Source organism: Nocardia sp. NPDC003726 (genome assembly GCF_053586955.1).
Window position 1 is genome coordinate 181,345 of sequence record NZ_JBSFNF010000007.1, and the last position, 19,687, is coordinate 201,031.

Annotated in this window: 20 protein-coding genes; 10 read left to right on the top strand and 10 right to left on the bottom strand. The window is 68.9% G+C overall.

Annotation, left to right across the window (positions count from 1 at the left end):
- The first annotated feature begins 20 nt into the window (after window positions 1–20).
- Entirely contained in the window at window positions 21–1,280 is a 1,260-nt protein-coding gene (locus ACWDMM_RS12310) for an ABC transporter substrate-binding protein (protein ID WP_357108285.1), read from the top strand.
- Window positions 1,281–1,654: 374 nt separating this feature from the next.
- Here the strand turns inward: ACWDMM_RS12310 and ACWDMM_RS12315 are convergent, their stop codons facing one another.
- The 5 genes from ACWDMM_RS12315 to recQ form a co-directional block, all read right to left on the bottom strand.
- On the bottom strand, window positions 1,655–2,518 hold the full coding sequence (locus ACWDMM_RS12315) for an EamA family transporter (RefSeq protein ID WP_195078474.1): 864 nt from the start codon (window positions 2,516–2,518) through the stop codon (window positions 1,655–1,657).
- Window positions 2,515–2,988 carry an SsrA-binding protein SmpB gene (gene smpB, locus ACWDMM_RS12320; RefSeq protein ID WP_195078473.1) on the bottom strand — a complete coding sequence of 158 codons (474 nt, stop codon included), beginning with the start codon at window positions 2,986–2,988 and terminating at the stop codon, window positions 2,515–2,517. The genes ACWDMM_RS12315 and smpB overlap by 4 nt, the downstream gene beginning before the upstream one ends.
- 56 nt (window positions 2,989–3,044) lie before the next feature.
- Window positions 3,045–3,287: a hypothetical protein gene (locus tag ACWDMM_RS12325; RefSeq protein ID WP_195078472.1), complete on the bottom strand. Its 243-nt coding sequence runs from the start codon at window positions 3,285–3,287 to the stop codon at window positions 3,045–3,047.
- A 67-nt stretch (window positions 3,288–3,354) separates the two neighbouring features.
- Complete coding sequence (locus ACWDMM_RS12330) at window positions 3,355–4,434, bottom strand: metallophosphoesterase (RefSeq protein WP_449937316.1); 1,080 nt, start codon at window positions 4,432–4,434, stop codon at window positions 3,355–3,357.
- Window positions 4,435–4,510: 76 nt separating this feature from the next.
- Entirely contained in the window at window positions 4,511–6,385 is a 1,875-nt protein-coding gene (gene recQ / locus ACWDMM_RS12335) for a DNA helicase RecQ (RefSeq protein ID WP_195078470.1), read from the bottom strand.
- A 196-nt stretch (window positions 6,386–6,581) separates the two neighbouring features.
- On the opposite strand from recQ, the gene ACWDMM_RS12340 reads away from it, so the two are divergent.
- Window positions 6,582–7,550: an NHL repeat-containing protein gene (locus tag ACWDMM_RS12340; RefSeq protein ID WP_357108279.1), complete on the top strand. Its 969-nt coding sequence runs from the start codon at window positions 6,582–6,584 to the stop codon at window positions 7,548–7,550.
- A 99-nt stretch (window positions 7,551–7,649) separates the two neighbouring features.
- On the opposite strand, the gene hisN is transcribed toward ACWDMM_RS12340, so the two are convergent.
- Window positions 7,650–8,429, bottom strand: coding sequence for a histidinol-phosphatase (gene hisN / locus ACWDMM_RS12345; RefSeq protein ID WP_357108276.1), 780 nt, complete (start codon window positions 8,427–8,429; stop codon window positions 7,650–7,652).
- 302 nt (window positions 8,430–8,731) lie between these two features.
- Window positions 8,732–9,328, bottom strand: a complete 597-nt coding sequence (locus ACWDMM_RS12350) for an NADPH-dependent FMN reductase (RefSeq protein ID WP_195078467.1) — start codon at window positions 9,326–9,328, stop codon at window positions 8,732–8,734.
- Window positions 9,329–9,468: 140 nt separating this feature from the next.
- Between ACWDMM_RS12350 and ACWDMM_RS12355 the strand changes: the two genes are divergently transcribed.
- The 6 genes from ACWDMM_RS12355 to ftsX all read left to right on the top strand — a co-directional run bounded on the left by ACWDMM_RS12355 (window position 9,469) and on the right by ftsX (window position 14,712).
- On the top strand, window positions 9,469–10,329 hold the full coding sequence (locus ACWDMM_RS12355) for a helix-turn-helix transcriptional regulator (protein WP_449937320.1): 861 nt from the start codon (window positions 9,469–9,471) through the stop codon (window positions 10,327–10,329).
- Window positions 10,330–10,913: 584 nt separating this feature from the next.
- Window positions 10,914–12,029, top strand: a complete 1,116-nt coding sequence (prfB, locus tag ACWDMM_RS12360) for a peptide chain release factor 2 (RefSeq protein ID WP_195078465.1) — start codon at window positions 10,914–10,916, stop codon at window positions 12,027–12,029.
- Window positions 12,030–12,890 (top strand): mechanosensitive ion channel family protein, encoded by an 861-nt coding sequence (locus ACWDMM_RS12365; protein WP_195078464.1) that lies wholly within the window; start codon window positions 12,030–12,032, stop codon window positions 12,888–12,890. It begins immediately after the preceding gene.
- On the top strand, window positions 12,877–13,032 hold the full coding sequence (locus ACWDMM_RS12370) for a hypothetical protein (protein WP_195078463.1): 156 nt from the start codon (window positions 12,877–12,879) through the stop codon (window positions 13,030–13,032). The genes ACWDMM_RS12365 and ACWDMM_RS12370 overlap by 14 nt, the downstream gene beginning before the upstream one ends.
- An 85-nt stretch (window positions 13,033–13,117) precedes the next feature.
- Window positions 13,118–13,807 (top strand): cell division ATP-binding protein FtsE, encoded by a 690-nt coding sequence (gene ftsE, locus ACWDMM_RS12375; protein ID WP_195078462.1) that lies wholly within the window; start codon window positions 13,118–13,120, stop codon window positions 13,805–13,807.
- Window positions 13,807–14,712: a permease-like cell division protein FtsX gene (gene ftsX, locus ACWDMM_RS12380; RefSeq protein ID WP_195078461.1), complete on the top strand. Its 906-nt coding sequence runs from the start codon at window positions 13,807–13,809 to the stop codon at window positions 14,710–14,712. The genes ftsE and ftsX overlap by 1 nt, the downstream gene beginning before the upstream one ends.
- A gap of 130 nt (window positions 14,713–14,842) precedes the next feature.
- Here ftsX and ACWDMM_RS12385 read toward each other — a convergent pair whose 3' ends face one another.
- Entirely contained in the window at window positions 14,843–15,247 is a 405-nt protein-coding gene (locus ACWDMM_RS12385; protein WP_449937326.1) for a Uma2 family endonuclease, read from the bottom strand.
- A 370-nt stretch (window positions 15,248–15,617) separates the two neighbouring features.
- On the opposite strand from ACWDMM_RS12385, the gene ACWDMM_RS12390 reads away from it, so the two are divergent.
- Window positions 15,618–17,012 carry an acyl-CoA dehydrogenase family protein gene (locus ACWDMM_RS12390; RefSeq protein WP_397069045.1) on the top strand — a complete coding sequence of 465 codons (1,395 nt, stop codon included), beginning with the start codon at window positions 15,618–15,620 and terminating at the stop codon, window positions 17,010–17,012.
- Between the two features lie 34 nt (window positions 17,013–17,046).
- Window positions 17,047–18,276: an acyl-CoA dehydrogenase family protein gene (locus ACWDMM_RS12395; protein WP_195078458.1), complete on the top strand. Its 1,230-nt coding sequence runs from the start codon at window positions 17,047–17,049 to the stop codon at window positions 18,274–18,276.
- Between the two features lie 252 nt (window positions 18,277–18,528).
- Here the strand turns inward: ACWDMM_RS12395 and ACWDMM_RS12400 are convergent, their stop codons facing one another.
- Together ACWDMM_RS12400 and ACWDMM_RS12405 are read right to left on the bottom strand one after the other, a co-directional pair.
- Window positions 18,529–19,428, bottom strand: a complete 900-nt coding sequence (locus ACWDMM_RS12400; RefSeq protein WP_195078457.1) for a phosphatidylinositol mannoside acyltransferase — start codon at window positions 19,426–19,428, stop codon at window positions 18,529–18,531.
- Window positions 19,429–19,431: 3 nt separating this feature from the next.
- Window positions 19,432–19,599: a hypothetical protein gene (locus ACWDMM_RS12405; protein ID WP_195078456.1), complete on the bottom strand. Its 168-nt coding sequence runs from the start codon at window positions 19,597–19,599 to the stop codon at window positions 19,432–19,434.
- Window positions 19,600–19,687 lie beyond the last annotated feature (88 nt).

Consider the following 19,687-nt stretch of genomic DNA (forward strand, 5'->3'; position numbering starts at 1 on the left):
TTCGTCGGCTACTTCGTCTCGTGGCCGCTCCCCTCGCGCTCGGGCTCGTCCTGACCGGCGGCTGTTCGTCCTCCTCGCCCGGCGCCGCGCCCGGCGTCACCCGCGAAGCCTGCCCCCACGCGATCCAGCGGGACAAGGGCTGCATCTATCTCGGCGTGCTGTCGGACCTGAACAACGGTCCTTTCGCTCCGCTGGGAAAGTCCTTGCAGGAGGGGCAGATCGCGTTTTGGAACGAGGTGAACAAACAGGGTGGCATCGGCGGATACGAAATCGACATCACGACCTACACCCGCGACACCGCCTACGATCCGCGCAGGCACGTCACGGAATTCGAGAACATAGCCCCGCACGTGCTGGCCCTGGCGATGAGTTTCGGGACCGCGCAGACGCTCGCGGTGCTGCACGAGATGGACGAGGCGGACCTGGTGACCGGGGCCGGCACCCTCTGGTCGGGGTGGCAGTACCGCACCACCGACCGCGATCTGGTGCTCGATGACGGATTCTCCTACTGCACGGAAGCCGTGCTCGGCCTGGATTGGTTCGCGCAGACCTTCTACCAGCCGCGCACGCTCGGTGTGGTCGCCTATCGCGGCAACTACGGCGGCGACTACGCCAGCGGCGCGCTCAAGTGGGCGTTGGACAACGGCGCGACGATCACCGAGCGGATCGACACCGGGCCCAACACGGAGGTCGGCACGCAGGACTACCCGGTCGCCGAGATCATGGCCGATCCGCCCGACGTGGTCCTGCTGGCCACCGGTCCGGCGGAGACCGCCGAAATCGTCGGCAAGCTTGCGAAATCCGGTTACACGGGCCGGTTCCTCGGATCCACCCCGACCTGGAACAGCGCGCTGCTCAAGACACCGGCCGCACCCGCGCTCACGGCCCTGTACAACTACACCTCGCCGTTCGACGGCTGGGACGGCGCGAGCACCGGAGCGAAACGCGCCAGGAACGCCGCGCCGAGCGAACCCACGAATTTCGGCTACAACCTGGGCTGGGCGATTTCGTATCCGCTGAAGGCGCTGCTCACCAAGGCGGCCGAGACGGGCAGCCTGGACCGGCCGACCCTGCGCAAGACCCTCGCCGGGCTCACTGTCGATTCCGAAGGCATGGCTGCGCCGCAGGTCTATGGGCGCGACGAACCGGATGTCGCGGCGCAGCGCGCGGTGATCAACGTGCCCGACCCGTCCACGGCGCTGGGTTCGCGCACCGTGGTGGCCGACTACCGCAGTCCGACGCTCAAGCGCATATCGATCCGGGAACCGTGCACCCGCTGATCCGCGCGGGCGGGATAGCTCTGGGCAGCGGAACGGCTCCGGACGACGGAACCGCTCGTGGCGGCGGAACAGCTTCGGGCGACGGAACCGCTCCGGACGGCGGGACAGCTCGGGCGACAGAACGGCTCCGGACAGCGGAACAGCTCCGGCGACGAGACAGCTCCGGCAGCGGAACAGCTCCGGCGACGAGACAGCTCCGGCAGCGGAACAGCTCCGGCGACGAGACAGCTCCGGCAGCGGAACGGCTCCAGACGGCGGGACGGCCCTGGGCGGCGGGGCTGGAACCTAGCCGGTTCTCCCTCGCTCGGGACGGCCCGACACCCCTCGCCCGAGTCGTCTCCGGCTCGCTTCGGAGCGCATCCCGGCCGGTGAACTCAGGCCGCGGCGATGAGTGCGACCGCGGCCAACGCGAGAAGCAGGCCGAATTGCTGCTGACGGTGGACCCGCTCACCGAGCAGAACCATCGCCAGCAGCACGGTCACCGCCGGGTAGAGCGAGCCGATCACGCTCACCAGCGACAGCAGCGAACCGTGGAAGGCGTACAGCAGCGCCGCGTTGCTCATGACGTCCAGCACGCTGATGTAGCAGGCCAGGCGCAGCGGTTCACCCCGCAACCGCCCGAACTCTCCCGCGGTCAGCGCGGTCAGCCAGACCACCGCGGTGGCCGCGAGACGCTGCATGAGCAACGGCCACAGTCCGGAGTCCGACGCGGTTTCGTGGAAGAAGACGAACGCGAGACCGTACGCCGCACCGGAACCGATGGTCAGCGCGGCGACCTTGCGGGTGAACCGTAGTTCGCGTCCGCCGGTGATCTCCTCCGTCACGTCGTCCGGCGACTCCCGGCTCACCAGCAGCACCGAGACCAGGGCGAACACGATACCCGCGAAGGCGAGCGGGCCGGGGCGCTCGCCGGTCGCCAGCCCGGCGAGTACCGGAATGCCCGCGACCAGCACCGCCGTCAGCGGCGACACGACCGCCATCGGACCGTCGGCCAGGGCGGCGTAGAACCACCACACGGCGACGCCGCTCGCGACGCCCGCCGCCGTGCCCCACCACAGCGACGCCGCGTCCAGGCTGCCGGACACGAACGGGAGCAGCACCAGGACCAGCAGCACCGAGAACGGATAGGAATAGATGACCACACGCAGCGCGGTCACCCGCCGCGACGCCACACCGCCGTAGAAGTCGCTCACGCCGTAGCCCACCGCGGCTGCCAGCGCGAGCAGGACGGCGGTCACCGCATGCCTTTGACCCGCCGTCCTAGTTCACGAGTGACCTCTCGCTCGGCGGTGCGCCGGGCCAGGTCCTGCCGCTTGTCGTAGTCCTGCTTGCCCTTGGCCAGCGCCAGTTCGACCTTCACCTTGCCGTCGGAGAAATACATCGACAGCGGCACCAGCGTCTGGTTGCCCTCTCGCGACTTGCCGACCAGCCGCTCGATCTCGCGCTTGTGCAGCAGCAGCTTGCGCACCCGGCGCGGCGCGTGGTTGGTCCAGGTGCCGTGGCTGAACTCGGGGATGTGCAGGCCACGCAACCACACCTCGCCGTTGTCCACCGTCGCGAAGGCATCCACCAGTGAGGCCTTGCCCTCACGCAGGCTCTTCACCTCCGTGCCGACCAGCGCGATCCCGGCCTCGTAGGTGTCCAGGATCGTGTAGTTGTGCCGCGCCCGGCGGTTGGTCGCGATGACCTTGCGCCCCTTCTCCTTCATAACGGTCCACTTTAAGTGACCCGGCAACCGGATTATTCCCGCAGGTCGCGGACGCGCTAACCACCCTGGTGCAGCACGACGTAGAGCGCGAGGACGGCGAGGAACGCGACGAGCAGCGCCACCGTCGACATCCGCGGCACGCCGGGGCGCTGCGGCGGCGGACTGCGGCGCAGCCACACGTTCTCGACCGCCGGATCAGTTCGGCTGCGTACAGACGGCGGCGTGTCCGGGGTCTCGCCCCCCACCGAGCTGATGGAAAGGTCATCGCCTGCGTCACTGGAACCATCACCCGGTGCCATAGCCAGAACGGTAGCCGTCGTGACGGCGGCACGCCGCAATTCTCGCGCGGCGCAACACAGTTGGAACTCAGGCCAGACGCCGCCGGAACGCCTCGGCAGACGCGCCGGTCGCCGGATCGACCGTGTGCACGCCGAGGTCGACCCCGCCCCCGGTGAGCTCGAGCACCATGAACCCCAGCTCGTGGTAGTTCTCGTAGAGCGCACCGTGGCCCGCGCTCGCCACGAGCCGCGGCTCCGCGCCCACCGTTTTCGCGGCCGCACCCGATACGATCTGCCTGGTCCCCTTCGACTCCGTGGTGGGTTCCAGCACCTGCAGCGAGTGATCGTGCCCGGACAGGATGAACTGACAGCGCCCGATCACATGGTCTTCGAAGAAGCGTTTCACGTGCACGCCGCTGATCGGATCCAGCGAAAGGCCCTCGTAGCGGCCCGCGTCCCCGTGCGGGCCGTTGTTGAGATACGGGTGGTGGGTGCAGGCGATCTTCCACGTGGCGGGCGAGTCGGCGATGGCGCGATCGAGCCAGTCGCGCTGCTGGTTCATGAACTGGCCGTCGACCGCCCAGTACGGCGAGAAGACCGGCGGCACGTAGGCCGCCAACGGGTTGACGTCGAGGACGAAGAACTCGACGACGGGGTCGTGCTCCGGAATCCGGACCGAGTAGTAGCGGCTCGGCATCCACCAGCGCCGGGAGTTCGCGTGGTACTCCACCTCGGCGTTGCCGCGCAGCAACCACCCGCCGTCACCGCCGAGAACCGAGCTGTTGTCGTGGTTGCCCAGCACCATCAGCCAGGGGAAATCCAGTCCGGCGTTGGGGTTTTCGAACTTGTCGGCGAACTGGACGTCGGCCGCGCTCTCGGGCCCGTGCTCGTAGATGTTGTCGCCGAGGCCCACGGCGAGCGAGATGGGTTCGCGGCCGTGCAGCGCGCGCATGGCGTCGGCGACGGCCCACTGGGTGCGGGTGCCGGTGCCCGCGTCGCCGGTCACCAGCACCCGCACCCGGCGCTGCGCCGGGAAGGGGAACTTGGTGACGCCCTCGGCTACGGGTACCGCATGCGCTGGCGTGCGCCCGGCCAACGTGGTCCCGGCCGCGAGGGTGGCCGCACCGGCCAGGAACGCCCTGCGCCCGATCGTCTGGCTGCGACTCACACTGTCCTCCACGGTTTTCGGCGATCCGGCTCGGTGGCCGTCCGCGCCGATCGGTATGCCGCGCGAGGGTAGCGGTTCATCCGGCGGCGAGCACCTCGAGCACCTGTTCGCCGTATTTCGCCAGCTTGTTCTCGCCGACACCGCTGACGCCGCCGAGCTGGGCGAGGCTCGCCGGCTTGCGCGCCGCGATCTCGCGCAAGGTGGCGTCGTGGAAGACGACGTAGGCGGGCACGCCCTGTTCCTTCGCGGTGGCCGCGCGCCATTCGCGCAACTTCTCGAACAGCGGCAGGTCGGTGGGCGTCAAATCGACGGAGACGGCCTTGGCGGCTTTCACGGACCGGGCGGGCTTGGCCTGGCGCTCCGGCTCGCGGCGCAGCGGTACCTGCCGCCCTTCGAACAGCACCTCGCCGCTGGCCTCGGTGAGCGTGAGCACGCCGTAGTCGCCGTGGACGGCAAGCAGCCCATGGGCCAGCAGTTGCCGCACCACACCGCGCCACTCCGTGTCACGCAGGTCGGTGCCGACGCCGAACACCTTCAGCTCGTGATGGTCGTATTGCAGGACCTTGGGACTCTTCTTACCGAGCAGGATGTCCACGATGTGGCCCGCGCCGAAGCTCTGGCCCCGTTCGCGCTTCAGCCGCAGCACGGTGGACAGCAGCTTCTGCGCGGCCACCGTGCCGTCCCAGGATTGGGGTGGCGACAGGCAGGTGTCGCAGTTGCCGCAGGGCAGACCGGGCTCGCCGAAGTAGGCGAGCAGTTGCGTGCGCCGGCAGCCGACCGTCTCGCACAGCGCGAGCATCGCGTCCAGGTGCAATTGGAGCTGGCGGCGGTGGGCGGCGTCGCCGTCGGAGGAGTCGATCAATTTGCGCTGCTGCACCACATCGCTCAGGCCGTACACCATCCACGCCGTGGAGGGCAGACCGTCGCGGCCGGCGCGGCCGGTCTCCTGGTAATAGCCCTCGACCGACTTCGGTAGGTCGAGATGGGCGACGAAGCGCACGTCGGGCTTGTCGATGCCCATGCCGAAGGCGATGGTCGCCACGACGACCAGCCCGTCTTCGCGGAGGAAACGCGCCTGGTTCTCCGCGCGGGTGCGATGGTCCAGGCCCGCGTGGTAGGGCACCGCGGTGATGCCGTTCTCGGTGAGGAACGCCGCGGTCTTCTCCACCGAGTTGCGCGAGAGGCAGTAGACGATGCCCGCGTCGCCCGCGTGCTCGGCGCGGATGAATTCCAGCAGCTGACGCTCGGGACGGTTCTTCGGCTCGATCCGGTACTGGATGTTGGGGCGGTCGAAGCTGGACACGAACCGGCGGGCCGAGCCGAGGTCGAGGCGCTGGATGATCTCGTCGCGGGTCTTCTCGGTGGCGGTCGCGGTCAACGCGATCCGCGGGACGTCCGGCCATCGCTCGTGCAGCACCGAAAGGCCGAGGTAGTCGGGCCGGAAGTCGTGACCCCACTGGGAGACGCAGTGCGCCTCGTCGATGGCGAACAGCGCCACCTTGCCGCGATCGAGCAGTTGCGCGGTGGAGTCGAGGCGCAACCGTTCCGGGGCCAGGTACAGCAGATCCAGTTCGCCCGCGACGAACTGCGCTTCGACGGTCCTGCGCTCGTCGGGGTACTGGGTGGAGTTGAGGAAGCCCGCGCGCACGCCGAGCGCGCTGAGCGCGTCCACCTGGTCCTGCATGAGCGCGATCAGCGGGGAGATGACCACACCGACACCGGGGCGAACCAGAGCGGGGATCTGATAGCACAGCGACTTGCCGCCGCCGGTCGGCATGAGCACCAGCGCGTCGCCGCCGTCGATCACGTGGCGCACGATCGCCTGCTGGTCGCCGCGGAAGCTGTCGTAACCGAAGACTCGGCGTAGAACCTCTTGCGCCGCAACGGATCCGGCGTCCGATCCGGACGCGACTTCGGTCGCTACAGCAGCGAAGACATCGGGGGGATTCACCCGGCCCATCCTACGAGCGCACCAGCGGGGCGGTACCCGCGCGGTTCGGCGTTCGCCCTGCTCGGCCGCCGAGTTGTCCACATGTGGACAACTCGGATCGGGATTTCCCGGCACGGCTCGCCGACCTCGCGTTTCTTCCCTTCGAGCGGCGTTCGCCGGCCCGCCGGCGTGGCCCGGCGCTGTTATGTTGTCGCTCATGGCAAAAGGGATAGGCCGGGCGCGCGCGGCGGTGTTCGGCGCCGTCGCCGTCGCCGCCGGGGTCACCGCGGCGATACCGGCGGCGCGGGCGGAGACATTCCCCGCCCGGTGCTCCGATGGCTGGGAGACCACGACCGTGGTCGAAGGGGCCGGCAATCTGGAGAATCTCGATTCCGACGGGCGAGGCGGCTTCTACGTCACCGGTCTGATGGACGGCTACCTGGCGCACGTCGACCGGGCGGGCCGGATGGAGAAGCTGGTCACGGACCTGTACCGCCCGGCGGGCGTGCGCGTCGCGGGGCGCTATGTCTACTTCCTCACCGGGGACGGGCTCAGCGAACCGCCGGGCACGCTGCAGCGCTACGACACCGAGACCGGCGCCGTCAGCGTCCTGCTCACCGGGTTGAACGGGCCCAACGGCCTGCTGTTGCTACCCGACGGCAGCCTGCTGTTCACCACGATCGGTCTCGGCGGACCGAACGGGATCTCGCGCTACTGGCCGCAGACGAGCGAATACGAGCGGGATTGGTCGGTGCTACCGCCCGCCAACGGCCTGGCGCTGGCCGCCGACGGCGAATCGGTCTACGTCGACACCATGACGCTGCAGATCCTGCGCGTCCGGCTGGACGATCCGGCCCACCCCACCGTCGTCTCCGGCATTCCGGACCTGGTCGCGCTGCCCGACGATATGGAAGCCACCAAGGCGGGTGCGCTGTTCGTGGCCGATCACGTGCTCGGCGCCGTCTATCAGGTGGACACCGCGACGGGCGCCACCTGCGCGATCATCACGGGTTTGATCAAGCCCGCTCCGGTGCGCAACCCGCCGGACGGCGCCACGTCGGTGCGCATCGACCGTGACGGGGACGCGTGGGCGTTGTTCGTCACCAGCATGGACGGCACGCTGCGCCGCATGCGCCCTCCGGCCGGGATCGACCTCACGCCCGCGACTCCGGGGCGGGCCGGATAGCTCCGAACCTGCCCACGGCCGACCGGACGCACTCGGGTTCGGCCCCGGCGACCGATCTCCGTGCGCTCGGTCCCGCGGCGCAGCGCGTCGTGGCCGCGATCAGCGCAAGCGGTCGAGAACCTCGTCGTGCAGCAGACCGTTGGTGGCGATGGCGTCGCCGCCGTGCGGACCGGGTGTACCGTCCAGCGCGGAGAATCGGCCGCCCGCCTCACGGACGAGGATGTCCAGGGCGGCGAGGTCCCACAGGGACACCTCCGGTTCCGTCGCGATGTCAACGGCGCCTTCGGCGAGCAGGCAGTAATTGAGGAAGTCGCCGTAGCCGCGAACACGCCAGACGTCGTCGGTCAGGGCGATGAACTGCTCGCGCAGGCCGCGATCACGCCACCCGGACAGACTGGAGAACGCCAGGCTGGCCGCGCTCAGCTCACCGACGGCCGACACCGAGATCCGCCGTTCCCGCCCTTCGAAGCTCGACCACGCCCCGGCTCCCGCCGCCGCCCGCCAGCGCCGTACCAGGGCGGGCGCGCTCACCACGCCCACGACCGGTGCGCCGTCCTCCAGCAACGCGATCAAAGTCGCCCACACGGGCACTCCGCGCACGAAGTTCTTCGTGCCGTCGATCGGGTCGACCACCCATTGCCTGCCGCTGAATTCGGCGGCGCCACCGAATTCCTCACCCAGCACGGCGTCGTCCGGTCTGGCTTCGGACAGCACCTGCCGGATCGCCTGCTCGACGGCCAGGTCGGCGTCCGACACCGGCGTGAGATCCGGTTTCGCGTCGACTACCAGATCCAGCGCACCGAAGCGAGCCCGCGTGATCTCGTCGGAGATATCGGCAAGCCGCAGGGCGAGTTCGAGATCAGAGGAATACACAGCCACGCCCCGCACCCTATCGGCCCGCCTGGTCACTGCCTCTTCGGTCCGCCGCGCCCGAAAGCAAACCGCGGGCATCTCTCCGGCCCACCCGTCCCCGCCTCCACTGCCGAGCCGACGGAACACAGCGCTCCCACAGCTTCATACGGGAAGAACGGGGGCTGCGGTTCCGCCGAGCACGCGCGCAGCCGCCGAGGCGGTGCCCCTCGCACCCGGCGGCGCCGCCCTACCGCGCCCACCGCCGCAGTCGGCAACGGCTCGCGGCCCCGCCGTCACCGTGCCGACGATGATCTGCGCCGATCCCGACCTCACCCCACAGCTTCCAGCGACCGCGCCGCGGCCAACGCGGTCGCCCACCAGTGCAGTTGGTCGAGCATCGCCGTCGCGGCGGCCGCGGGCTCCTCCGGCTCCCTCAGCCGGCCGTCTTCATCGAAGAGCAGGTAGTAGCGCGGGAACGACACGTAGTTGCGCACGGTGTGCGCGTTGAGCTCGTTGAAGATCTGCCGCAGGTGCTCGATGGCGAGCAGGCCGCCGGAGGCTCCGCTGTAGCCGACGAAACCGATCGCCTTCGCGTCCCACTGGGTGTAGTGCCAGTCGATGACGGCTTTGAGGGACGCGGGGATGCTGCGGTTGTAGTCCGGAGTGACGATGACGAAGGCGTCGGCCGCCGAGAGCCTGCGGGTCAGGTCGGCCATCTCTTCCGGCCGCTGCAGGTCCGGGTCCAGTGCCGGGGGTACCGCTGGCAGTTCCAGCGGAATCCGTGCGTCGGCCAAGTCGATGACGTCCACCTCGAACGAACCGTGCCGCCGCGCCTGCTCGCTGAACCACCTGGCCACGACCGGCCCGAAACGTCCCTCGCGAACGCTGCCGATGATCACCGCGAGCTTCAGTGGTGCGTTGGACATGCTTTCCTCCTGAGATCACAAGCGGCCCGGCCGGGCCGTCCATCTCAATCTGCTGCCGGGCGCGCGGCGCAGGGAGACCGCCGTAAGAGTGGTAGTGGCAGGGATACTCTCCGGGCACTCCGCCTTGTTAACTTCGTAAGGTGAGCGACAACGAATTGGGGCTGTTCCTGCGCACCCGCCGCGAAGCGGTGACGCCCGCCCAAGTCGGCCTGCCCCCCGGAGCGCGGCGGCGCACCCCCGGCTTGCGCCGCGCGGAGCTGGCCACGTTGGCCGGTGTGAGCGTGGAGTACGTCACCCGCCTCGAGCAGGGCCGCGACCGGCGTCCCTCGCCCCCGGTGCTGTCCGCGCTGGCGGACGCGTTGTGTTTGAGCCCCGCCGAGCGCGTGCACCTGCATCGGTTGAGCAAATCGGTGGACAGCGGCTTCAGCTGCATGGGCGACGCGCAGCCGCTGCGCGAGGTGCGGCCGACGGTGCGCGCGATCCTGGACCGGCTCGAGCCGACGCCCGCCGTGGTGGTCAACCGTCTCACCGAGGTGCTGGCCCACACCGGCGCCTACCACCGGCTGATGGCGCCGACCGGACTCTTCGACCAACCCCATACGCCACCCAACCTGGCGCGTTTCGTCTTCTGCGCCTCCAGTGCCCGCGATGTCTACGCGGACTGGGAGCACGTCGCCGACGAGACCGTCGCCACGTTGAAACAGGGACCGTTCCGCGCCGACCCCCACATCGCCGCGCTCGCCGACGAACTCACCGTCACCGTCGGCCCTGCTTTCGCCGACCGGGTCGAGACCGTGCCCAGCTTGGCCGCGGCCTCCGGCATCACCCGGCTGGCTCACCCCGAAGCCGGATCGCTGCGCTTGGCCTACGAGTTCCTCGACCTCTCCGCCGACGACGACCAGCGCGTGATCGTCTACCTACCGGCCGACGACGCCACCGCCGCGGCCCTCGACGCGCTCACCGGACGCCGCCCGGGCGGATTGCGCGCGGTATCGGGCTGAGCGCATCACATCCCCTGCGTGCGCAGTGGTACCAACGGGACCTCCGGTGATCGCCAGTTCGGCGCATGACGATCCAGCCGGTGACGACTGGACGAGTTCGACGCGAGCACCTGTCTCGCAGCGTGCCGGCACCGCAGAGCTACCGGACTGGGCGCGCGGTGGTCCCACTCGCGCCCGGTCGGCCACAGTTCGCGGAGCAGAGCGCGAGGGCTCCCGTCGGCGTCGCTGCGCGGCCGACGGAGTGGAATTCGCCACATTGTCCGCCGCGCAGCGAATCCGTCCGCCCGGCAAGACGACTGATCAGGCACGACCGGCGTCCACGTACCCGGACGAACCAGCGCCTCCGCCGCGAATTCCAAACACCAACTGCGCCAAGCGCGGTCGCGGTTTAGGGTGGAAACCCATGAGGCGTCCGTCACAGCGCACCGACCCGGCCCGCGGTGGGCGGCGAGCGCTCCGCGTCCCGGCGATCCGCTCGCCCGGCCGGTGCGCGGCGCAGGCCGCCCACGCCGACGCCGTTCCCGGTCACACACCGCGCGCACTCGTGTGCTGCGGCCGGAGAGGGGCAGCTAGGCTTGACGATCGTGCATCCTGACGTTTCCGCTGATCTCGCCGACCTCGACGCCACCCTCAAGACGGTCGAGTCGGTCCTCGACATCGACGAGCTGCGCCGTCGTATCGACGAGCTCGAACATCAGGCCGCCGACCCCGACCTGTGGAACGACCAGGACCACGCCCAGCGGGTCACCAGTGAGCTGTCGCACGCACAGGGCGAGTTGCGCCGGGTGGAGGAGCTGCGCCAGCGGCTCGACGACCTGCCGGTGCTGTACGAACTGGCCGAAGAGGAAGAGGGCGAGGCCAAGACCAACGCGCTCGCCGAGGCCGACGCCGAGCGCGCCGCGCTGCGCAGCGACGTGGAGGCGATGGAGGTTCGCACGCTGCTGTCGGGCGAGTACGACAAGCGCGACGCCTTGGTGAACATCCGCTCCGGCGCCGGTGGCGTCGACGCCGCCGACTGGGCCGAGATGCTCATGCGCATGTACATCCGCTGGGCCGACCGGCACAACTACTCGGTGGAGGTCTACGACACCTCCTATGCCGAGGAGGCGGGCATCAAGAGCGCCACCTTCGCGGTGAAGACGCCCTATGCCTACGGCACGCTGTCGGTCGAGATGGGCACGCACCGGCTGGTGCGGATCAGCCCGTTCGACAACCAGGGCCGCCGCCAGACCTCCTTCGCCGAGGTCGAGGTGCTGCCCGTGGTGGAGACGACCGACCACATCGAGGTGCCGGAGACGGAGATCCGCGTCGACGTGTACCGCTCGTCGGGCCCCGGCGGTCAGAGCGTCAACACCACCGACTCCGCGGTCCGCATCACCCACCTGCCCACCGGCATCGTGGTCACCTGCCAGAACGAGAAATCGCAGCTACAGAACAAGATCTCGGCGATGCGCGTGCTGCAGGCCAAGCTGCTGGAGCGCAAACGGCAGGAAGAGCGCGCCGAGATGGACGCGCTGAAGACCAACGAGGGCGCGTCCTGGGGCAATCAGATGCGCTCCTACGTGCTGCACCCCTATCAGATGGTCAAGGACCTGCGGACGAACTACGAGGTCAACAACCCGTCGGCGGTGCTCGACGGCGACATCGACGGGTTCATCGAGTCGGGGATCCGCTGGCGGATGCGAGAGCAGGGCAGCTAGATGAATGTCGCGGGCATCCAGGCGATCGCTTCCACCGGTTTCACCACGTGGCTACGCGGTTCGGGCCTGGAGATCGTGCTGCTCATCCTCGGCGCCATCCTGTTCAGCCGGTTCGCCACCTACGTGCGGGATCGGGTCACCCGCAGGATCGACGCCGGATTCCGCAGCAGCGACGCGCTGGTGCGCACCGAGGCCGCCAAGCACCGGCACGCGCTGGCGCAGGTGATCACCTGGGTGGTGCTGACCATCGTCTACGTGCTGATCACCATGGAGGTGCTGCGGCGGCTCGGCTTCGCCGTCACCGGGTTGGTCGCGCCCGCCGCGGTGCTCGGCGCCGCGCTCGGTTTCGGCGCGCAGCGCATCGTGCAGGACATCCTCGCCGGATTCTTCCTGATCACCGAGCGGCAGTACGGATTCGGCGATGTGGTCCGCATCGCGGTGACCGGCGCCGCGGAGCAGGCGGAGGGTACGGTCGAGGACGTCACGCTGCGGATCACCACGCTGCGCAACGCCGACGGTGAAGTGATCACGGTGCCCAACGGCCAGATCGTGAAGGTCACGAACCTGTCGAAGGATTGGGCGCGCGCCGCGATCGACGTGCCGGTGGCCGCCAGCGCCGACATCACCAGGGTCAACGAGATCCTGCACGAGGTGGGTACGAAGGCGTACGAGGACGCTCGCCTGAAGCCGTTGCTGCTCGACGAGCCCACCGTCATGGGTGTGGAAGACCTGACCGTCGACCAGATGAACATCCGAATGGTTGCTCGGACGTTGCCGGGCAAACAGTTCGACGTCGGACGCGAGCTGCGGGTACGAGTAGCCGCAGCGCTGCGCCGGGAGGGAATCAGTGAGACCACGTAGATCCACGGCGATCCTGATAGCAACCTGGGTCGCCACGTTCGTGCTGTACGTATTCGTGAAACCCGACGAGACGACCACCGCTCCGGCCACCCTGGTCAACGCGGTGCCCGCCGCGGTGTTCACCGACTCGTCCGACCGCTGAGCCGAGCGGGACGGACCGGCCGCCGCACTGTCACCCACGGTTGACAACGCAGGCCGCGAGTGGTTGCTGGTTACACTGGCTCCCCGTGATAACCATGCGGAACGTGACCAAGTCGTACAAGACCTCGACGCGACCCGCGCTGGACAACATCACCGTCGATGTGGGCAAGGGCGAGTTCGTCTTCATCATCGGACCGTCCGGCTCGGGCAAGTCGACCTTCATGCGCCTGCTGCTGAAGGAGGAGACGCCGACGGCGGGCGAGATCAGAGTGGCCGATTTCCGGGTGGACCGCTTACCCGGCCGCAAGGTGCCCAAATTGCGCCAGCGGATCGGGTGCGTCTTCCAGGACTTCCGGCTGCTGCAGCAGAAGACCGTGTACCAGAACGTCGCGTTCGCGCTGGAGGTCATCGGCAAGCGGCGTCAGTTCATCGACCGCACGGTGCCCGAGGTGCTCGACATGGTGGGGCTCGGCGGCAAGGCCGACCGGCTGCCGACCGAGCTCTCCGGTGGTGAACAGCAACGTGTCGCGATCGCGCGGGCCTTCGTGAATCGGCCGCTGGTGCTGCTGGCCGACGAACCGACCGGCAACCTCGATCCCGACACCAGCGCCGACATCATGCTGCTGCTGGAGCGGATCAACCGCATCGGCACCACGGTGGTGATGGCCACCCACGACAATCACATCGTCGACGCGATGCGCAGGCGGGTGGTCGAGCTCGACCACGGCCGCCTGGTGCGCGACGAGGCGACCGGCGTGTACGGGGTGGGCCGGTAATGCGCGCGAGTTTCCTGTTCGGCGAGGTCTTCGCGGGCCTGCGCCGCAACGTCACGATGACCATCGCGATGATCCTGACCACCGCGGTCTCGCTCACCATGCTCGGTGGCGGCCTGCTCGCGGTGCGCATCGCGGACAAGACCGAGCAGTACTTCCTGGACCGGCTCGAGGTGCGGCTGTATCTCACCGAGGACGTCTCGGCCAACGACCCGGACTGCTCGCTGGATCCGTGCCGCACGCTGATGGCGGATCTGAAAGCCACCGGCGGTGTGGAGTCGGTGCAGTTCCTCAACCGGGAGGAAGCGATCCGCGAGGCCAAGGAGAAGACCTTCAAGGATCAGCCCGAGCTGGCCAAGTACGTCAGCGAGACGCCGTTGCCCGCGTCGCTGCGGGTCAAGATGGAGAACGCGGAGCTCTACCCGACGATCTACGAGAAGTTCTACGACCGCCCCGGCGTCGGCATGGTGCGCAACGACAAGGACATCGTGGACCGGCTGGTCAGCCTGTTCGACGGGTTGCGCAACGCGGCGTTCGGCCTGGCCGTGCTGCAAGCGCTGGCCGCGGTGATGCTGATCGCGAACATGGTGCAGATCGCCGCGTTCACCCGGCGCACCGAGGTCGGCATCATGCGGTTGGTCGGCGCGACCCGCTGGTACACCCAGTTGCCGTTCCTGCTCGAGGCCGTGGTCGCCGCGCTGGCCGGTTCGGTGCTCGCGATGCTCGGCCTGCTCATCGCCCGGCCGCTGGTGATCGACCGCGCCCTCGGCGACCTGTTCGCCAGCAAGGTCTTCCCGCGCATCACCGGCGACGACATCGCGATGACCGCGCTGGTCATCGCCCCGGTCGGCATCGTCTTCGCGGCCATCACGGCCTATGCGACGCTGCGGTACTACGTACGCGAGTGATCATCCGGGGCCGGTGGACGCCTGTGCCACCGCCCGGACGGATATTGCCGAACTCGTGCACGCGGGGACCATCGTGGGCGGCGCCGCACCGCGACGAGTCCCGCGTGCGCGGCGTCGGTCGCGCGGTCCTTCACAGCACGAGATCGGTGAGCTGGTCCCAGTCGAGCTGGATGCGAATCGGTAGATCGATGGCGAACGCGGTCTGCGGCTTCAGGACGCGAGCGAGCCGGTAGTGGCCGACGCTGTGGTCGAGGCCGTAGGCCTCGATGGCGGTCACCTCGGTGTCCGAAACGCTGACCAGCCAGTACCAGGGGATTCCCGCAGCGGCGTATTCGCCCATTTTCTCGAGCCGGTCCGTTTTGACATGGCTGGGCGAGATGATCTCGACGGCGATCTTCAGATGGCGTGCGGGCATCGGTCGCACATCCGCCGGCACGCACTCGAACAGCGCGATGTCAGGACGCCGAATCGTGTCGGTTACCTCCTCGACATCGCCTGTCGCCGCCATGCGTCTCACCACCGTCACGTTCGGCACAAGCTCCGCGGCTCGCTCCCACAGGACGCAACCTCATACGAGCTTCGACACCTGCCGCCCCGGTAACGAATCGGCATCGATCGTCGCTATGGCCTTGGAGCGGGGCGAATCGGCGGCGGTAATTCCGGCTATCCGGGTCGAGAGGTTCGCGTACGTTCCGAAAGCGCAGCTCATCGCGTTGCACGGCATAGCACGAGGCCGGATGAGGCAGGCGGTCGGCCCCGGGACGCAACTTCGGGCACTTGTCCAGCAAGGCGTGGATCACCCGCGTATGCTGCAGCTCGACGCACTTCTTACTCCGCAGTAAGATAGCCTTACTCCGGAGTAAGATAGCTGGGGTAAGACCGCATCAACCCATCCGAGAAAACAGGTGATGATGAGCACTCGAGACAGCGCAACGAAGCGACGTCCAGACACGTCCGCGGTCGGCCTGAACCAACCCAAGCGGGATTGGATGGGCGCCGCGATGCGGGTCATGACGACCATTACCGGGTCGGAACTGGCCGAGAAATACAACCTGCGCAAGCCGATCGAGCGCGTCACCTACGAGGGCACCAAGACCGGCTTCCGCACGCTGGGCGCGGCGACCCGCGCGTTCGCCAAGGTCGCGGGCGGTGGCGCTCCCAAGCGCCTGGCCGCCAACGAAGCGAAGAACAAGGACTTCTTCGACCTGACGCCGACCGACGAGCAGCAGATGATCGTCGAGACGGTGAAGGAGTTCGCCGCCGAGATCCTGCGCCCGGCCGCCTACGAAGCCGACAACGCCGCCAAGGCGCCGCGCGACCTGCTCGAGCGCGCGGCCGAACTCGGCATCACCCTGATCAACGTGCCCGAGGAACTCGAGGGTGCGGCCTCCGAGCGCGGCGCGGTGACCAACTCGCTGGTCGCCGAGGCCCTTGCGCACGGCGACATGGGTCTTGCCCTGCCGATCCTGGCGCCCAGCGGCGTCGCGGTGGCGCTCGCCCAGTGGGGCAGCGACGCGCAGCAGAAGACCTACCTGCCCTCCTTCACCGGGGAGAACGTGCCGCAGGCCTCGGTGGTGATCAGCGAGCCGCGCGCCCTGTTCGACCCGTTCGCCCTGGACACCAAGGCGGTGCGCTCGCCGAGCGGCTACCGCATCTCGGGCGTGAAGAGCCTGGTGCCCGCCGCGGCCGACGCCGAGCTGTTCCTGATCGCCGCCGAACTCGACGGCCGTCCCGCGCTGTTCATCGTCGAGTCGGACGCGCCCGGCCTGGTGGTGGAGGCCGACCCGAGCATGGGGCTGCGCGCCGCGGGCCTGGGCAGGCTGATACTGGACAACGTCGCGGTCGGGGCCGACGCCATCCTGGGTGACGGCGACGCCGCCAGCCGCGCCGAGGAGTACGCCGACGCCGTGCGCCTGGCCCGCCTCGGCTGGGCTTCGCTCGCCGCGGGCACCGGCCGCGCCGTGCTGGACTACGTGATCCCGTACGTCAACGAGCGCGAGGCGTTCGGCGAGCCGATCTCGCACCGCCAGGCGGTGGCCTTCATGGTCGCCAACATCGCGATCGAACTCGACGGCCTGCGGCTGGTCACCCTGCGCGGCGCGTCCCGCGCGGAGCAGGGCCTGTCCTTCGGCCGCGAGGCGGCGCTGGCCCGCAAGCTCGCCACCGACAAGGGCATGCAGATCGGCCTCGACGGCGTGCAGCTGCTCGGCGGCCACGGCTTCACCAAGGAACACCCGGTCGAGCGCTGGTACCGCGATCTGCGGGCCATCGGCGTCGCCGAGGGTGTCGTGCTGATCTGACCGGCCCGTTCCGTTTTCCAGGAGACCTTCACCAATGATCAATCTCGAACTCCCCAAGAAGCTGCGGGCAAGCGCGAACCAGGCGCACCAGGTCGCGCAGGAGATCTTCCGCCCGATCTCGCGCAAGTACGACCTCGCCGAGCACGAGTACCCCGTCGAGCTGGACACCATGGCCGCCATGGTCGAGGGCCTGGCCGACTCCGGCACCCAGAAGATCGGCGGCGCCGCCGGTGGCCGCTCCGATGACAGCGACAGCGACCGCCACGCCACCGAGCTGCTCGGTAACACCAACGGCGGCAACATGTCCGCGCTGCTGAACGCGCTGGAGACCTCCTGGGGCGACGTCGGCCTGATGCTGTCGATCCCCTACCAGGGTCTGGGCAACGCGGCCATCGCCGCGGTCGCCACCGACGAGCAGCTGAAGCGTTTCGGCAAGGTGTGGGCCTCGATGGCGATCACCGAGCCGTCCTTCGGCTCCGACTCCGCCGCCGTGTCCACCACCGCCGTGCTCGACGGCGACGAGTGGGTGCTCAACGGCGAGAAGATCTTCGTCACCGCGGGCCAGCGCTCGACCCACATCGTGGTGTGGGCGACGGTGGACAAGAGCCTCGGCCGCGCGGCGATCAAGTCGTTCGTCGTGCCGCGTGATGCTCCCGGCCTTTCGGTGGCGCGGCTCGAGCACAAGCTCGGCATCAAGGCCTCCGACACCGCCGTGCTGCTGTTGCAGGACTGCCGGATCCCGAAGGACAACATCCTCGGCAGCCCGGAAGTCAACGTGGAGAAGGGTTTCGCCGGGGTCATGCAGACCTTCGACAACACCCGTCCACTGGTCGCCGCTATGGCGATCGGCGTGGCCCGCGCCGCGCTGGAAGAGCTGCGCTCGATCCTGACCGGGGCGGGCGTGGAGATCTCCTACGACACCCCCGTCAACAACCAGCACGCCGCCGCCGCCGAATTTCTGCGGATGGAAGCCGATTACGAGGCCGCCTACCTGCTCGCGCTGCGCGCCGCGTGGATGGCCGACAACAAGAAGCCCAACTCGCTCGAGGCGTCCATGTCCAAGGCGAAGGCGGGCCGCACCGGCACCGACGTCACCTTGAAGGCGGTCGAACTGGCCGGCGCCATCGGTTACTCCCAGCGCACCCTGCTGGAGAAGTGGGGCCGCGACTCGAAGATCCTCGACATCTTCGAAGGCACCCAGCAGATCCAGCAGCTGATCGTGGCACGGCGCATTCTGGGCAAGACCAGCGCCGAGCTGAAGTGACGCCGCGCTAGAGGTGTCGGCGACGAAATCCGGTGCGAGCTTCTCGGACTCGCACCGGATTTCTCGTTCTCCGGGCCGTCGGTAGGCAATCGGCGTGCCGGCGAACACTTTCGGTCAGGCGTAGCTATGGATTTCGGCCCGCTGCTTCCGTACTCTTCGCCCCCATGTGGAGCATCGTTCTCATTTCGATCGTCAGTTGTTTCGTGATAGCCGCTGGATTCGCGTGGGGGCTGCCCGGCGATTGAGGGCGGTTCAAGCGTTTCGGCGAGCGAGCCGGGCGGCGGTGACGTCGGCCGTCCAGAGGGGCTGGAGCATGTGCCAGTCGGCGGGGTGGGCGGCGATGCCCGCGGCGAAGCGGTCGGCCAGCGCCTGGGTGGTCGCGCGCACTCCGCCGCTGGTGTCGAGAGGTGGATCCACCCGGAATCCCCAGCCGCCGGGGCTGAACCAGCAGTGCACGGGCAGCAGTGGCGCGCCGGTGTCGATCGCCAACCGAGCGGGCCCGGCAGGCAGCCGAGCCTCCTCACCGAAGAAGGTGACCGGTACGCCCCTGCCGGACAAGTCGCGTTCCCCGAGCAATCCGACTATCCGCCCCTGCCGGATCCGCGCGGTCAACTGCGGGAACGGCGGCGTCGCCGAACCGGTGAGCGGGATGATCTCGAATCCCAGGCGTTCGCGGAAACGGACGAAGCGCCGGAACAGCGATTCCGGCGCGAGCCGCTCCGCGACGACGGTCGGTGAGCCGACGCGCTGCACCACCCAGACTCCCGCCAGGTCCCAATTACCGCTGTGCGGCAGGGCGAGCACCGCGCCGGTGCCGCGTTCGACCGCGTGGTGGATGTGTTCGAGCCCGGTCGCCGAGGATTCGATGATGTCGGCCAAGCGGATCGGGTCCATCGTCGGCAACCGGAAGGCTTCGCGCCAGTACCGGGCATAGGAGCGCAGGCTCGCCAGGATCAGCGGCTGCGGCACCTCGTCCGGCGTGGTGCCCAGCACCCGGGACAGGTTGCGGCGCAACTGATTCGGCCCACCATCGCGAGCCGCGCGTTCGGCTCCCACGTCGAAGAGACGGACGGCCAGCGGTTCCGGCATGGCGCGCACCAGCCGCCAGCCCGCGGCGTAACCGAGATCCCATGCGGTGGCGGCCGGCTTCATCGGTCACCCGTCGGCGGCCTGCGTCGTTTCGTCGGTCGCCATGGCGGGCGTTGCCGTGACGGCGTCGCTGAAGACGGGCAGATGGACCGCACCGGGCGCGGGCGCGCCGGTCTCCACCGGCTCACTGCGATGGCTGAACAGGTCAGATGACGGTCGGTTACTTCGATACATTCCGGGGTTCTCCGCTCACTCGCGATCGATGGCACCCGACTGGGTGGCGTACCGCGAAGACACGATCGCCGCCGCCGTGAATTCGGCG

Excerpts from the sequence above, each read along its gene's own strand:
- ACWDMM_RS12325 (WP_195078472.1), bottom strand. The coding sequence starts at position 3,287 with ATGGCACCGGGTGATGGTTCCAGTGACGCAGGCGATGACCTTTCCATC.
- ACWDMM_RS12400 (WP_195078457.1), bottom strand. The coding sequence starts at position 19,428 with ATGAAGCCGGCCGCCACCGCATGGGATCTCGGTTACGCCGCGGGCTGG.
- ACWDMM_RS12395 (WP_195078458.1), top strand. The coding sequence starts at position 17,047 with ATGATCAATCTCGAACTCCCCAAGAAGCTGCGGGCAAGCGCGAACCAG.
- ACWDMM_RS12340 (WP_357108279.1), top strand. The coding sequence starts at position 6,582 with ATGGCAAAAGGGATAGGCCGGGCGCGCGCGGCGGTGTTCGGCGCCGTC.
- ftsX (WP_195078461.1), top strand. The coding sequence starts at position 13,807 with ATGCGCGCGAGTTTCCTGTTCGGCGAGGTCTTCGCGGGCCTGCGCCGC.
- ACWDMM_RS12405 (WP_195078456.1), bottom strand. The coding sequence starts at position 19,599 with ATGTATCGAAGTAACCGACCGTCATCTGACCTGTTCAGCCATCGCAGT.
- ACWDMM_RS12365 (WP_195078464.1), top strand. The coding sequence starts at position 12,030 with ATGAATGTCGCGGGCATCCAGGCGATCGCTTCCACCGGTTTCACCACG.
- ACWDMM_RS12350 (WP_195078467.1), bottom strand. The coding sequence starts at position 9,328 with ATGTCCAACGCACCACTGAAGCTCGCGGTGATCATCGGCAGCGTTCGC.
- smpB (WP_195078473.1), bottom strand. The coding sequence starts at position 2,988 with ATGAAGGAGAAGGGGCGCAAGGTCATCGCGACCAACCGCCGGGCGCGG.